Origin of the sequence: Pseudomonas sp. BC42 (assembly GCF_021560055.1) — a bacterium.
GTDB lineage: Bacteria > Pseudomonadota > Gammaproteobacteria > Pseudomonadales > Pseudomonadaceae > Aquipseudomonas.
In genome coordinates this window covers 6320602-6333084 of record NZ_CP091067.1, presented here as the reverse complement: position 1 = coordinate 6333084, position 12483 = coordinate 6320602, and the positions used below count along the sequence as shown (strand labels likewise).

General features: G+C 65.8%; 15 protein-coding genes and 1 pseudogene. 2 read left to right on the top strand and 14 right to left on the bottom strand.

Annotated elements, in window-relative coordinates; translation table 11 throughout:
- Nucleotides 1-14: 14 nt before the first annotated feature.
- Genes L1O02_RS28625 through L1O02_RS28580 form a run of 10 tightly spaced genes read right to left on the bottom strand, consistent with a single transcriptional unit; the run spans nt 15 to nt 7922 of the window.
- Nucleotides 15-440 carry an acyl-CoA thioesterase gene (locus L1O02_RS28625; protein ID WP_060837182.1) on the bottom strand — a complete coding sequence of 142 codons (426 nt, stop codon included), beginning with the start codon at nt 438-440 and terminating at the stop codon, nt 15-17.
- On the bottom strand, nt 433-1977 hold the full coding sequence (locus tag L1O02_RS28620; protein ID WP_060837183.1) for an aromatic amino acid ammonia-lyase: 1545 nt from the start codon (nt 1975-1977) through the stop codon (nt 433-435). The genes L1O02_RS28625 and L1O02_RS28620 overlap by 8 nt, the downstream gene beginning before the upstream one ends.
- Nucleotides 1958-2902, bottom strand: a complete 945-nt coding sequence (locus L1O02_RS28615; RefSeq protein ID WP_060837184.1) for a glycosyl transferase — start codon at nt 2900-2902, stop codon at nt 1958-1960. Before L1O02_RS28615 ends, L1O02_RS28620 begins: the two co-directional genes overlap by 20 nt.
- The gene (locus tag L1O02_RS28610; RefSeq protein WP_060841866.1) at nt 2899-3633 is read right to left on the bottom strand and encodes a glycosyltransferase family 2 protein; all 735 of its coding nucleotides are present in this window, start codon (nt 3631-3633) and stop codon (nt 2899-2901) included. Before L1O02_RS28610 ends, L1O02_RS28615 begins: the two co-directional genes overlap by 4 nt.
- Before the next feature lie 55 nt (nt 3634-3688).
- On the bottom strand, nt 3689-5362 hold the full coding sequence (locus L1O02_RS28605) for an AMP-binding protein (protein ID WP_235759150.1): 1674 nt from the start codon (nt 5360-5362) through the stop codon (nt 3689-3691).
- The gene (locus L1O02_RS28600) at nt 5359-5904 is read right to left on the bottom strand and encodes a hypothetical protein (RefSeq protein ID WP_060837186.1); all 546 of its coding nucleotides are present in this window, start codon (nt 5902-5904) and stop codon (nt 5359-5361) included. Before L1O02_RS28600 ends, L1O02_RS28605 begins: the two co-directional genes overlap by 4 nt.
- Nucleotides 5901-6155: an acyl carrier protein gene (locus tag L1O02_RS28595; RefSeq protein ID WP_060837187.1), complete on the bottom strand. Its 255-nt coding sequence runs from the start codon at nt 6153-6155 to the stop codon at nt 5901-5903. Before L1O02_RS28595 ends, L1O02_RS28600 begins: the two co-directional genes overlap by 4 nt.
- Before the next feature lie 9 nt (nt 6156-6164).
- Nucleotides 6165-6437 (bottom strand): phosphopantetheine-binding protein, encoded by a 273-nt coding sequence (locus L1O02_RS28590; protein ID WP_011058851.1) that lies wholly within the window; start codon nt 6435-6437, stop codon nt 6165-6167.
- The gene (locus L1O02_RS28585) at nt 6406-7227 is read right to left on the bottom strand and encodes a lysophospholipid acyltransferase family protein (protein WP_060837188.1); all 822 of its coding nucleotides are present in this window, start codon (nt 7225-7227) and stop codon (nt 6406-6408) included. Before L1O02_RS28585 ends, L1O02_RS28590 begins: the two co-directional genes overlap by 32 nt.
- Nucleotides 7203-7922, bottom strand: a complete 720-nt coding sequence (locus L1O02_RS28580; RefSeq protein ID WP_235759148.1) for a beta-ketoacyl synthase chain length factor — start codon at nt 7920-7922, stop codon at nt 7203-7205. Before L1O02_RS28580 ends, L1O02_RS28585 begins: the two co-directional genes overlap by 25 nt.
- 345 nt (nt 7923-8267) lie before the next feature.
- Here L1O02_RS28580 and L1O02_RS28575 point away from each other — a divergent pair, with 345 nt between their 5' ends.
- Nucleotides 8268-9038 (top strand): ParA family protein, encoded by a 771-nt coding sequence (locus tag L1O02_RS28575; RefSeq protein ID WP_060842278.1) that lies wholly within the window; start codon nt 8268-8270, stop codon nt 9036-9038.
- A gap of 51 nt (nt 9039-9089) precedes the next feature.
- Here L1O02_RS28575 and trxC read toward each other — a convergent pair whose 3' ends face one another.
- The 4 genes from trxC to L1O02_RS28555 all read right to left on the bottom strand — a co-directional run bounded on the left by trxC (nt 9090) and on the right by L1O02_RS28555 (nt 12062).
- Nucleotides 9090-9524 (bottom strand): thioredoxin TrxC, encoded by a 435-nt coding sequence (gene trxC, locus L1O02_RS28570; protein WP_060837191.1) that lies wholly within the window; start codon nt 9522-9524, stop codon nt 9090-9092.
- Nucleotides 9525-9615: 91 nt separating this feature from the next.
- The gene (locus tag L1O02_RS28565) at nt 9616-10566 is read right to left on the bottom strand and encodes a hypothetical protein (RefSeq protein WP_060842280.1); all 951 of its coding nucleotides are present in this window, start codon (nt 10564-10566) and stop codon (nt 9616-9618) included.
- Between the two features lie 26 nt (nt 10567-10592).
- Entirely contained in the window at nt 10593-11537 is a 945-nt protein-coding gene (locus L1O02_RS28560) for a hypothetical protein (protein WP_060842281.1), read from the bottom strand.
- A gap of 84 nt (nt 11538-11621) precedes the next feature.
- Complete coding sequence (locus L1O02_RS28555; RefSeq protein ID WP_060837194.1) at nt 11622-12062, bottom strand: IgaA/UmoB family intracellular growth attenuator; 441 nt, start codon at nt 12060-12062, stop codon at nt 11622-11624.
- Between the two features lie 119 nt (nt 12063-12181).
- Between L1O02_RS28555 and L1O02_RS28550 the strand changes: the two are divergent.
- Nucleotides 12182-12483: pseudogene (locus L1O02_RS28550) on the top strand (transcriptional regulator); the annotation flags it as partial.

The window sequence follows — 12483 nt, the reverse complement described above, 5'->3', positions numbered from 1 at the left end:
GCTCGCTCCCACGGTCACGGCAGGGCCCTCGCGACGGCGTCGGTGAAGACCTTGGGCGAGGCCAGCTGCATCTCCCGGCTGGCGATCTCCACCGCCACCTGCACCGAGCTGGCGCGGGTCAGGCGCTCGCCACTGGCCAGGTCGGTGATCAGGTAGTTGATCTTCAGGCGGTTCTCCCACTCCACCAGGCTGGCGCGCACGTTCAGGGTCTGGCCGAACACCGCGCCGCGCACGTAGCGCAGTTGCAGGTCGATCACCGGCCAGGCGTAGCCGGATTCGAGCATCTGGTTGTAGTTGTGGCCGAGCTTGTCCAGCAGGGCGCAGCGGGCCACTTCCAGGTACTTGACGTAATGCCCGTGCCAGACGACGTGCATGGTGTCGACGTCGAAGAACGGCACCAGCACCTGGGTGTCGGCGTGGATCACTCCCTTGCTACGCATGCAGCCTCCAGTGTTGTTCGGCGATGCGCTGCAGGCACAGGCGCAGTTCGCGCTCCAGGGCGCGGTCCTCGATCACCGGTGGGAAGTCCGCGGCCAGTTGCCGGTGCATGGCATCCAGGGCCGGCGGCAACGGCCGGGCATCGGCTTCCTGGCGGCGCAGCCAGACGCCCTGGTTGGCCGCGAGCAAGGTGGCGGCGGCCACTTGTTCGGTCAGTTCCAGCACCCGGATCGCGTCGCGGGCGGCGATGGTGCCCATGCTCACCTTGTCCTGGTTGTGACACTCGGTGGAGCGCGAGAACACGCTGGCCGGCAGGGTGTTCTTCAGGGCTTCGGCAGTCCAGGCGCTGGCGCCGATCTGCACCGCCTTGAAGCCGTGATTGAGCATGGCGCGTTCGGCGCTGGCGCCGGACAGGTTGCTCGGCAGGCCGTGGTTGTAGCGCACGTCCACCAGCAGCGCCAGTTGCCGGTCCAGCAGGTCGGCGACGTTGGCCACCAGGTTCTTCAGGCTGTCCATGGCAAAGGCGATGTGGCCGCCATAGAAGTGCCCGCCGTGCAGCACGCGCTCGGCTTCGGCGTCGATGATCGGGTTGTCGTTGGCGCTGTTGAGTTCGGTTTCGATAAAGCTACGCAGCCAGTTCAGGCTGTCGGCCAGCACCCCGAGCACGTGGGGCGCGCAGCGCAGCGAGTAGCGGTCCTGCAGGCGGTGCAGGGGCGCGGTCGGTGCATCGATCGCCAGGTCCTGGCGCAGCCACGCGGCCACTTGCATCTGCCCCGGGTGCGGCTTGGCGGCGAACAGGCGCTCGTCGAAGTGCTCCGGGTTGCCTTGCAGGGCCACCACGTTGAGGGCGGTGATGCGGGTGGCCAGGCGCAGCAGGTAGTCGGCCCGGGCAAAGGCCAGGCAGGCCAGCCCGGTCATCACCGCGGTGCCGTTCATCAGCGCCAGGGCTTCCTTGGGCCGCAGCACCAGGGGCTCCCAGCCCAGCTCGCGGTGCACGTCGGCGGACTCACGACGCTCGCCACGGAACAGCACCTCGCGTTCGCCGGACAGGGTCGCCGCCACATAGGACAGCGGCGTCAGGTCGCCGCTGGCGCCCACCGAACCCTCTTCGGGGATCAGCGGCAGGATGTCCTGGTCGAGGAAGGCCTGCAGGCGTTCCAGCAGTTCCACCCGCACCCCGGACACGCCGTGGCACAGCGACTGCAAGCGCGCCGCCAGCACCGCGCGGGTGGCCTGGGCGTCCAGCAGCTTGCCCAGGCCGCAGCCGTGGAAGGTGTACAGATGCCGGGGCAGGGCCTCGACGTGCTGCAGCGGCACGGCCACCACGCAGGAGTCGCCATAGCCGGTGGTCACGCCATAGATCACCCCTTCCTTGTCCAGCAGGGAATCGAGGAACTGCGCGCCCTTGGCGATCCGCTGGCGCCAGGCGGCGTCGTCTTGCAGGCGGGTCGGCGCCTGGCGGTTGGCCAGGGCCAGCACGTCTTCGATGCGCAGGGGGTGTTCGCCGAAGGTTACCGGCTCATGGGTCGAGGTCGTCATCGGTCTTCCAGAATGGGTAAAAGTTGAACCATTGTTGCGGTGCCTGCAGGCAGTACTGGCCCAGGCGCTCGGCGTAGCGGGCGGTCCACTGGGCGATCACCTGCTGGCGGTCGTTGCGCTTCCACTGCACGGCCTCGGCGAAGGGTTCCAGGGTCACCTGGTAGCGGCCCTGCTGTTTCAGGCACAGCAGCAGGTTGACCGGGCACTTGAGCAGCCCCGCCAGCAGCCAGGGGCCCTGGGGGAAGGCCGCCGGATGGCCGAGGAAATCCACCCGCACATTGCGCCCGCCGTGCAGCGGCACGCGGTCGCCGGCAATCGCCAGCCACTCGCCGCGATCCAGGCGCTGGCTCAGTTGCAGCATGATCGCCGGGTCCAGCTCGCTGACCTGGATCAGCCGCAGGTTGCTGGCCCCGGCTTCGCCCAGCAGGCGGTTGAAGCGTTCAGCGTGCTTGGTGTGCACCAGCACGTTCATGGTCACCTGCTCCCCCAGCTCGGCCAGGGCCCGGCAGACTTCCAGGTTGCCCAGGTGCGCGCCCACCAGCAGTTGCCCGCGTTCACCGCGCAGTTGGTGGCGCAGCATCGCCGGGTCGATGATCTCGATCTGTTCGATGCGCAGCTTGCCGTTCCACACGTCGAGCTTGTCCAGCAGGGCATCGGCAAAGGCCATGAACTGAGCGAACACCCGCCCGTGGCTGGGGCGCAACTCTGCGCGCCCGCTCCATTGCGCCAGACGCTGCTGGTACTGCCAGATGCTGCGCCGGGCGCGGCGGCCGAACAGGAAGAAATAGAACACGATGACGTACAGCACCGGGCTCAGGACGCGGCGTCCCAGGACCCGCACGCCGAAGGCGGTGAGCTTCATCAGCCAGAAGCTGCCGCGCTCCTGGTGCTCGGCCCAGTGTTCGTTGGGGGGCGTCTGGCTCATGGGCGCCACCGGCGCCAGAGGATCAGCGGCAGGCGCGCCAACATGCCGCAGAACAGCTTGGCGTGCATCTTGGAAATCAGCGCGTTGTCGTGGAACAGGCGAAAGTGCGAGAGGCCGTCCTGCGGGTAGTGCACCCGGGTCGGCAGCCAGTGCATGGGCTGGTTGCGCCAGGACAGGCGCACCAGGATCTCCGGGTCGAAGTCCATGCGCCGGCCCAGTTGCACCGAGTCGATCAGGGCCAGCGCCGCAGGCAGGGGATAGACCCGGAAGCCGCACATGGAATCCGGGATCTGCAGCGACAGGCTGTTGATCCAGACCCAGACATGGGTCAGGTAGCGGGCGTACAGGCGGCCCTTGGGCACGCTGGCGTCGTACTGTGGATAACCGCAGATCAGCGCTTCGGGATGGGCTTGGGAGCGTTGGATGAAGTGATCCACATCCGTGAGGTCGTGCTGGCCGTCGGCGTCCACCTGCAGGGCGTGGCTGAAGCCCAGCCGCGCGGCTTCGCGCAGGCCGGCCATGACCGCGCCGCCCTTGCCCTGGTTGACCGCCAGGCGGATCAGGAACACCTGCTCGCGCCCGGCCATTTGTTCCAGCACCGCCGCACAGGCCGGGCTGCTGGCGTCGTCCACCAGCACGCAGGGCAGGCCCCGGGCCAGGAGCGCATCGATCACCGCGGGCACGGCGGTTTCATGGTTGTACACCGGAATCACCGCACAAGGCCTATGCATGGCCGCAGGCCCCTGCACGGCAGGAGCCGGGATGCCGGTTTCCATCCCCTGCAACTTATCCACAGCTGGCCTCCAGAACGATCCGCCCGCTGGAGCAAGGAACGCCGTCATTGAGGTAGGCGAAATACAGTTTCTGGCGCTGGGCATCGAAGCGCAGGTTGAGCTGGATACGATCACCGGGGCGCACCAGTTGCTGGAACTTCAGCACTTCCATGCCGGCGAAGCGGCCCGGCAGGTCGAGCAGTTGCTGGCCCAGGGCCAGGGCCCAGTCCACTTGCACGACCCCCGGCAGCACCGGGGTGGCGGGGAAGTGCCCGCTGAAGTAGGCCAGGTCCGGCGGAACCGCCAGTTGCAGTTGCCATTCGTCGGCGTGCTGCAGCTGTTCCAGCACCTCCGGCGCTTTGGGGCGCGGCGCCAGCAGCAGGGCCTGGACCTCGGCCTGGGGCAGCTTGCCCTGGTTGTTCAGCGGCAGTTGCCGCACCAGGCGCCAGCGTCGCGGCAGGGCCAGGGCCTCACAGTGCCGGGACAGGTGCTGGCGCAGGGTCTGGGTCAGGTGACGCCGACCCTGATTGCGCAGGGCATGCAGGCCGGATTCGCTGAGCACCAGCAGGGCGCCGAGGTAGGCGCGGTTGTCTTCGACCACCCCCAGGCGCGCTTCCGCCACCCAATCGTGGCTTTCCAGGGCCTGTTCCAGCATGGGCAGGGAGAGGCGCTTTTCTTCCAGTTTGACGATGCGGTCCAGGCGGCCCAGCAGTTCGAAGCGGCCGTCGGCGGCAATGCGCGCGGCGTCGGCGGTGTGTTCGACATGCCCGGGCGGCAGATAGGGCGAGGCGATCAGCAGTGCGCCGTCAGGGTCCTGGCTCAGGCGGACGTCGGCGAAGGGTTGCCACAGGTCCGACCCCTGGCGCCAGGCGATACCGCCGGTTTCCGAGCTGCCGAGGATTTCCGTCGGCCACTGCTGCAGCCGTTGCTGCAGGCTGTCGGCGGCTTCGGCCGGCAGGGCGCCACCGGAAGAGAACACCCGGCGCACCGGGCTCAGGGCCGGCCAGTCGAGGTTGTCGCCCATGCGTTTGAGCAGCGCGGGGCTGGCCACCCAGGCGAAGGCCGGGCATTCGCGGCTGGCCCGTTGCAGGTCTTCGGGGAAGGGCAACTGGCGGCGCACGAAGGGGCGCCCGGCGCACAGTGGCCAGAGCACGCGGAACAGCAAACCGTAGATGTGCTGGGTGGCGACGCTGCCGATGATCCAGGCCGGTCCCAGGTCGGCGCCCCACAGGTGCTCCAGGGCCTGGACCTCGTTGGCCAGCTGGCGCAGGCTTTTGTCGATGCGCTTGGGCTCGCCGCTGGAACCGGAGGTGCACAGGCTCAACCGGCAGGCGTCCAGGTCCAGCTCGGCCGGCTCCAGGGGTTGGGCCTGCAACTGCTGCAGCGGCGTGTCCTGATCGGTCAGCCACAGGTCGACATCCGCCGCCCAGCGTTGGCGGGTCTGGGGCTGCAGGTCGGCGGGCAGCAGCACGCTGACCCCGGCGCGCCAGGCGCCGAGCAGGGCCACGGCCAGGTCCACGGCGTCTTCCAGGTGCAGCGCCAGGCGGCTCACGCCGCGCTGCTGCAGGGCGCCGGCCAGGCTCAGGGCCTGTTGCTGCAGACCCTGCAGGTCGATCCCGGGCTGGGCACTGACCACGCGCGGTGCTTGGGTCTTGAGCAACAGCCGCTCAAGGGCAATCCAGTTCATCTACGGCCTCGTACCCGTTGTCGTAAAAGCCATTCAATGGCAAACAGCAGACCCATCAGCCCATAGGCGATCAGGCCGTTGTACAACGTCCACCAGCTCAGCGGCGCCCACAGGGTCAGGGCCGCGGCGAGCACGCCGTTACAGAGAAAAAACACGCTCCAGGCGATGGTCACCTGGCGGGTATAGCGGATGGCTTTTTCCGGCAGGTCCGGCTCACCAAGGCGCGCCAGGCGTTCCGCCACCGGCGGGCCATATTTCAGGCTCAGGCCGAACAGGCCGAGCATGAAGCTGCTGATCAGCACCGGGTACCAGCGCAGCAGCGCCGGGTTGTCGAACCAGGCCAGGAGCAGGCAGAACGCGATTGCCACAATGGCCATCCACAGGCTGCCGGGGCGGCGTTCGCCGGTCAGCGCCCGGGCCAGCCACAGGCCGCCCAGCAGCAGACCGAACTGCCAGGGCGCGAAGTGCTCCATGCCGAAGTACACCGCGAAGGGGTAAAGCAGGCCGGCCAGCAACAAGCCCAGGCCGATCAGCCGGCTCATGCGGCCGGCTGGACCAGACGGTAGACCGCCTCGACCACGTCGTTGACGGTGCGCACCGACTTGAATTCCTCGGCGGCGATTTTCTTGCCGGTCTGACGCTTGATGTGGTCGATCAGGTCGACGGCGTCGATGCTGTCGATTTCCAGGTCCTGGTACAGGTTGGAGTCCAGGCTGATGCTGTCGGGGGCCAGTTCGAAGAGTTCGACCAGGGCATCGCGCAGGGTGTTGAAGATGTCGTCACGGGTTTGCATGGTCGGTTCTCAAGCTGCCTGTTTTGCAGTGACGAACGCCGCAAGGCTCGCCACGTTACTGAAGTGGTTGCGGGTGTCCTTGGCGTCGGCATCGATCTTGATGCCGTACTTTTTCTGGATCGCCAGGCCCAGTTCCAGGGCGTCCACCGAGTCCAGGCCGAGGCCTTCGCCGAACAGCGTCTGATCGTTGCCGATGTCTTGGGCGCTGATGTCTTCGAGGCCCAGGGCGTCGATGATCAGCAGTTTGATTTCAAGCATCAGGTCCGGGTGTGTATCGCTCATCTCTGGCGAGCTCCTTAATGAAGTAGTGGTGCAAGTGCTCATTGAGCTTGCGCGAAGCCTGGGGCGCCGGGCCTTGGGCTGCAAAGGTCTGTGGGTCTATATCGGCACCGACGTGAAAACTGAAGTGCACACGGCGTTGTGGAATGCGGTACCAGGGCTCGGCCTTGGTCAGGGTGGTGGGGCTGACCCGGATCACCACCGGCGTGATGATTTTCGCACCGCGCAGGGCAATGGCCGCAGCCCCCCGATGAAAGGCGGGGGCGCTGCCGGGCTGGGTGCGGGTGCCTTCGGGAAAGACGATCAGGGTCTGGCCTTCCTGCAGTGCCCCGGAGGCCGCATCGAGCATGTCCAGGCTGCCGTCGTTGCTGATGTACTGGGTGGCGCGCACCGGGCCGCGGGTGAAGGGGTTGCTCCACAGGCTCTGCTTCACCACGCAGTTGGCGTCGCGCACCAGGCCGATGAGGAACACCACGTCGATCAGCGACGGGTGGTTGGCGATGATCATCTGCCCCGGTCGTCCGAGCCGCTCGGCGCCCTGCACCTCATAGGTGAGCACGCCGCTCTTGGCCATGAAGCGGATGAACAGCCAGAACAGCCGGCTCACGGTGTTGCGCGCCCGCTGGCGGTGGCTGTGGGCATCGCCGGGCAGGCAGGCAAGCAGCGGGAAAATCACCAGGCGCAGGCACAAACCACCTATTCCGAACAGTGCAAAGCTCAGAGCGGTGGCCATCAGGCGCCAGTGGTAGGCATTGCGGCCCTTGGCGCTCAGTGCTTGTGTTGCCAGGTCCATACACGATTCATCCAGGCATGTTGGCAAGTGTTCTGTGCACCGAGCAGCAGGCGCAGCAGGTTCAGGGCGTGGGGCCACGGGGCCTTGGGGGTTTGACCGTCGTCGCTGCCCAGCGACAGCTGCCAGTCGTCGCCCGGCGTCAGCAGCAGGCCCAGGGCGTAGGGGAACGGCACGTCGTCGATCCAGCTGGCATAGGCTTCGGGCGGCTGCTCCTCGGTGATCACCAGCAACACGTGGGGCGCGCCGTCGGCCAGCAGGCTGGCGGCTTCCAGCAGGCCGTGTTCCAGGCCATCGCCGGCGGCGGCCAGAGCGGTCATTTCGCTGGTTTCGCCGCGCATGATCGACCACAGGCCGATCACCGCGTTGTGCACCGACAGGCTGAACTGGGTGGGCGACAGCGGCTGCTCGGCGGCCAGGTCGCTGAGGATGTCGAAGGTGCGCGGGGTTTCGCCATGCCGGGAAATGAACACCAGCGGCAACTGCTCCAGGCCCTCGGCCAGGGGCCAGCCGACGCTGAAGGCCATGCGCGCCAGGCGGCTGAGGCGCCGGCGCTGCATGGCGGGCAGAAAGGACACATCGGGAGCGGCATCGCTGCTTTCCGGCAGGGTCGGCTGGTGGCTCCAGGCCTGCCAGGCGTCCACGCTTTCGAGCCCAGGGGCCCACGCACGCCATTGAGCGATGTTGAACTTGATCACTTGATTTCATCCCGCCCCTGCGGGCTTCCTTGACGCGGTGTATCGCTTCGATTGGCGATTGACCTGGGTGACGCGAAGGCGTCAGTGGCGCGCATTATCCCGGTGCGACTGGCTTGTAGCAAATGCTGCTTGGGTTGTTGGTCGCAAAAACGCCGAATCTGATCTGAGAGAAGGTGTCCATTTGCCACTATCGAGGACCGCTCCGAGCGCAAGCCGCCGTGGCCAAGCCTTGGCCTGGCCCGACCCGGCGCTGCCAGGACTGCGCAAAGTCTTGCGCTGTCGAGGTAGCTAAGGGCCGACGTGGCCTACTACACTCGGTGATCTTTGATACAGGGAGGTCTAGACATGCGGCGTGTGGTGTTCAATCAGAAAGGTGGCGTCGGCAAATCCAGCATTGCCTGCAATCTGGCGGCGGTCAGCGCCAGCGAGGGCTATCGCACCTTGCTGGTGGACCTGGATGCCCAGGCCAACTCGACTCAGTACCTCACCGGCCTGACCGGCGAGGACATTCCCATGGGCATTGCCGATTTCTTCAAGCAGACCCTGTCGTCCGGGCCGTTCGCCAAGAAGAACCAGGTGGATATCTACGAAACGCCTTTCGACAACCTGCACGTGGTGACTGCCACCGCCGAGCTGGCGGACCTGCAGCCCAAGCTCGAGGCCAAGCACAAGATCAACAAGTTGCGCAAACTGCTGGACGAGCTGGCCGAGGATTACGACCGGATCTACCTGGACACCCCGCCGGCCCTGAATTTTTATGCGGTATCGGCGCTGATCGCCGCTGATCGCGTGCTGATTCCCTTCGATTGCGACAGTTTTTCCCGTCAGGCGCTGTACGGCCTGCTGGCGGAGATCGAAGAGTTGAAGGAAGACCACAACGAGGGCCTGGAGGTCGAGGGCATCGTGGTCAATCAGTTCCAGGCCCGGGCCAGCCTGCCGCAGCAGATGCTCGATGAGTTGATCAGCGAAGGTCTGCCGGTGCTGCCGGTGTACCTGGGCAGTTCGGTGCGCATGCGTGAATCGCACCAGGCCAGCATGCCGCTGATCCATCTCGACCCACGGCACAAGCTGACCCAGCAGTTCGTCGACCTGCACAACCTGCTGGAAAACGCCTGACCCTCAAGTCCTCGTGAGCGCAGGCCGTGTCCTGCGGCTCATGACGTCGCGTTAGATCCCCTGGCTGCGCAACCAGCCCAAGAGTTGTGGCAATGGCAAGGCGCCGCTTTGCCGGGCCACTTCCCGGCCGTTCTTGAACAGGATCAGGCTGGGAATCGAGCGAATGCCCAATTGCCCCGATAGCTGCGGGTTGGCTTCACTGTCCAGCTTGGCCAGCCGGCACTTGCCACTCAGTTGCGCGGCGGCCTGCGCGAAGATCGGCGCAAAGGATTTGCACGGCCCGCACCAGTCGGCCCATACGTCCACCAGCAGCGGCAGGTCGCCCTTGATCTGGCTGGCGTAGTCGCCCTGTTTCAAGTCAAAAGGCCTGCTCAGCAAGACCTCGGCCTTGCAGCGTCCGCATTTGGGGTGATCGCCCAGGCGTTCGCCGGGGATGCGGTTGAGGCCGTTGCAGTGCGGGCAGGGAATCAGCAGTGGCTCGGACATGATGGGCTCCGCAAATAGGTGGAGCGCCTTAGATGGCGGCGCCCGGGGTGAATATCAAGTTGGCGTCCGCCGGGCAGATGTCGCCATGGCCTCACGTGCTGGGCGGGGCCAGTTCGACGCTGAGCAGACGGTCCATGGAGCGGCCGATGTAGAAGGTAAAGGGCCGGCCAAGCTCCATGGCCATGCCCTCGCACCTGCCCATGAAGCCTATGTGCTGAAACGGAGAAATCTCCCCATCCTCGTGGTACTGCAAGCCCAGGGAGCCGACACTGAAGCCGACGCGGTCGGCGCGGCGATCCACTCGCGAGCCCCAGGAGGTCTTGATCGCGGACAGTTGGATGCGGTTGTCGAACAGCATCTGGTTGAGCGTGGGGTTGGCGAACCTGATGTTGCCGAACAAGAACTGCGCCGGTTCGCGCTTGTGGTCTTTCCACTCCAGATACACGTTGTAGTCCCCTGGTCCGCTCCCGGCCTTGCTGCCCATCTGGCTGAACGGCATGCCCGGCGCCTGGAGGGTGGCCTGGTATTGGCAAAACGCCTCGTTGGGCGTGCCGGTGGCCGAGAGCTTGCCGCTGATCAATTCCTCCATCGAGTAATGAAACATCACCGCGGCGTACTTCACCGGCTCCAGCGCCAGGGAGAAGTGGCGCGGCAAGGCCATGGCTCTTTTGCGGTACTCGGGGCTGGTGTATTTCCCGGTTTCCGGGGCGATCTCCAGAACGGCCTCGAAGGTGCCGGCTGCGCGCGCCTCGACAATTTCGTTAAACAGCGCCCGCAGACGCTGGCGCTGGCTGTCGGGCACGCTGCTGTCCAGGCTGATATGCAGGGTCTTGTCGTCCTTGCGGTCCATCTCCAGGCCGATGGCGTCGGGCTCGATGCCGATCCCAGTGGCCATCTGAGTGATGGTCTCTGCAAAGTACGGCACGATCCGGGCCTGCTTGGGGTCGCCCACTTCGTCCTGGAAATGCAGGGTCAGGTAGGTCTGCTTGCAGCCGGTCAGCAGCATCAGCAGCAGGGCTGCCGTGCAGAGGCGTCGGTTCAATGGAGGTCCTTGTTGCGCAATGGCGCTTAGCGGAAGTCGACGCTGGTCAAGCGATCCAGGGTCCGGCCTATTTGAAAGGTGAATGGCCGACCCAGGGTCTGCATCTTTTGATCGCACAGCGCTTGCAGCTCGTCCTTGCGGGTGTCGAAGGGCAGGGCCGAGGTCAGGGTCTGGACGCCGATGGAGCCGATGACGATGGCGAATTCGTCGAGGGGCACCGGTGCGGGCCGGGTGATCTTCGAGCTGGATGGCCAGGCCTGGACGGTTTTCTGCTGCAGGAGCCGGTTCAGGTCCGGGTCATCGAAATGCACCTTGAGTGGCACCTTGGCAATGCTGCCGCTGCGGGTCAGCAAGGAGATCAGGCCGCGCTCGCTGTTGTCCTGTTCAAGGGCTTCGTAGGCGATCAGTTTCAAGGGCATGGGCAGCGTCAGGCGCGCGGTGATCTTGCAACTGACCGGGCCTTGGATTTCGCTCGCGTTGACGATGGCCTGCATGCTGTCTTCGTAGCTGCGGTCCAGTAGCATGCCGAACTCCGGCTCGAACGCCAGGCCGGCGTCGAGGCTGTCCGGCAAGTCGCTGCTGCCCGACGGGGTGACCTTGGCTTGGGCGTTGTCCAGTTCCAGGTGCAGGTTCATCGAGCTGGCCTTGCGCGCCTCGGTGACCTGCTCGAAGACGGCCCGGAGGCGGCCCCGTTGCTCCGGGCTCAGGGAGTAGTCCACCAGGCGCAGCTGGATCACCTTGTCATCCTCCTTGTCGCGCTCCAGGGCAATGGCATCCGGGTCCAGGCCCTGGGCACGGAGCGCCGTGTAGATACTCTGCTTGTACGCCTCGTGCACCAACTGGTCGGAGTATTGCGGGCCGGCCTTGGGATCGGAGCGCACCGAATCCTGGAAGTGCAGGGTGGCGAAGTCTTCCTTGCACCCGGTCAGGGCGAACAGCAGGGGCAACAGCAGCAGGTAGCGAGGTTTCATGGCGGACTCTTGCAGGGTGTCGACGGGGGGACAGGGCTCGTGGCATGGGCGAGTGGTGAAGGTGGCAGTCGGGCCGCCGGTGCGTCACAGGGCCAGGCGATGCCCGTTGAGGCCGATGACCACGGCGAACGTCTTGGCGATCACCACTTCGGCCTGGTTGCTTTCAGCCAGGAAGCTGGCCATCGGGTAGGGGAATTCCACGGGAATACCGGCGATCGACACGTGTTTTATCGACAGCGCCTGCAGGTCCAGCCCGTCGCTCGCGGTGCCGCCGCTAATCAGATAGACGCTGTCGCTGATCGGCTCGTAGGAGATGCCGCCGCTGCCCTGGATACGTTGCAGGCTGGCGGTCTGTTTGGTCAGTTCGTCCCGTTCGGCCTGGGTAATGGTGCGGTGCGGTTTACCGTGCAGGCGCAGGTCCTGCAGGTTCATGCGGTACTTGGCGCGGCGGCTCAGGTAGATGACGGCCGACACCAGGGTGATCACGCCCAAAGCCAGGGTGACCAGGGTCAGGAACAGGTTCATGCGCATCCTTGCAGGTACTGGACATCAGGGGCGGGCATTATCCGCATCCGCTGCCGACGGGTCCATGCGCAATCTTGTGTTTGGCGCTTTTCTGCACGATGGCCGAGGCGCTGGCCCTGGCACTCGATGAGCTGTTGGACATCATGGCGAAGACGAATCGCACCCACTGGCTTCGCTGGTGGACATCATGGGTGACTGGATCGAGGCCTACGACGAAGAGCACCATCCGATGCCGGCGGTCAGCGCCGTGGAGGTTCTACGTTCGTTGATGGGTGTACATGGCCTGACTCAAAGCGACCTGCCCGGGGTGGGCGCGCAGTCGGTGGTGTCGCAAGTGCTCAGCGGCAAGCGCCAGCTCAACCTGCGGCAGGTCCGCTGGCTGGCCGAGCGCTTCAAGGTGTCGATGGAGACCTTCGTCTGA